Origin of the sequence: Elstera litoralis (assembly GCF_000963705.1) — a bacterium.
In the GTDB taxonomy this organism is placed as follows: domain Bacteria; phylum Pseudomonadota; class Alphaproteobacteria; order Elsterales; family Elsteraceae; genus Elstera; species Elstera litoralis.
Window position 1 is genome coordinate 1 of sequence record NZ_LAJY01000891.1, and the last position, 1201, is coordinate 1201.

2 protein-coding genes are annotated in these 1201 nt (G+C 43.5%); both read right to left on the reverse strand.

Going from position 1 to position 1201, the window contains the following annotated elements; genetic code table 11:
* Window positions 1-143: 143 nt before the first annotated feature.
* Window positions 144-833: a hypothetical protein gene (locus VZ95_RS24720; RefSeq protein ID WP_198148460.1), complete on the reverse strand. Its 690-nt coding sequence runs from the start codon at window positions 831-833 to the stop codon at window positions 144-146.
* The coding region (locus tag VZ95_RS26325) for a PDDEXK family nuclease (protein WP_198148461.1) at window positions 787-1201 on the reverse strand (415 nt) is incomplete at its 5' end. The genes VZ95_RS24720 and VZ95_RS26325, both read right to left, overlap by 47 nt.

Below are 1201 nucleotides of genomic sequence, written 5' to 3' on the forward strand. Positions count from 1 at the left end.
ACGGGAGTTGCGTGCTGGATGAGGAGGGGGGATGCGGTACGGATACGCTAAAGACGCTTGCTATCGTGCTTGTCTCAAGTATTTTCTAAGAATACTCCTCAAAAACATGCTGTCACCCACAAGAGAATTGGAAAATATTCATCTTAACGTGGAATTCCTGCGATGAAATCATATATTATTTGATCTAGAATTTCTGCAGGGTCATTCTCTTCCATATATTCGAGGCTCCCACCTTTTTCGATTTGAGCATCTTTAGCTAATAACATTTTTCCCAAATCATCATCTGAAAGGAAAACAAGAAGTTTTCCCGACTCACGCATTGCGCCAGACGCTGCCATAATGGCATTCTTGTTCACTGGTTTCCGACTCAGAACAAAACAGATGGGGCGGAGGGCACTCGCACTTAGATACCGCTCGGTTGTAAAAACCTGAACCGGATCAATTGGATCTGTATAATTCTTGCACTCAAAAAGAATAACTCTCGCACGGAAATCACGAGTCAATGTTATCCAAAAAGGATGCTTAGGGCTAACTCGATATATAAGATCAAAGATGTCCCCACCTTCCGAAGTCCTTTTTTGAGATCTGCCATCTCGGAGATCTCGGCCAAAAATATAATCAATAATATCTCGGCATATAGCTTCGTAATCCTTCGATGACTTTGTTCCTCCAGGAATCTTACTCAGCTTATCAATCAGTTCTCTACCCTTTGGGGCGACTTCTGAGTCCGTCTCGTATTCGGACGCTTCCTGTTTGTTAGTCATCATGTGCGCCAACTGAGGGGCGCTATTTGGAGTAGTTTGTGGGGTTAACTTTTCGAAAAAACTGCTCAAGTTTCTCCCTGTGCTCGCCGGATTTCTGCACCAATATATGATAATCCCAGATATGAATCTGAAACTCATTTTCGGCCCAGTTGAGGTGTTCCTGATTGATGAAGGTGTTGCAGACCAGCAGTGGTTTAGATTTATGTGAAAATTCTCGTAAATTACTTGTATAAGAAGCCGCATCGCGCAATCTAGAAAGGGTCACACCTCCCAAAGTGTAAAACTTCACTTCAACAGGCATGAGTATATTTTCTTTATCATTCCTTGCCAGAATATCGATCTCTCGGACGCGGAACGGCTCACTGGCAGGAGTTCGATGGTTAAGAGTGACATCGTAACCATGATTGACGAGGATTTCGCCGACCAGAACCTCGAAT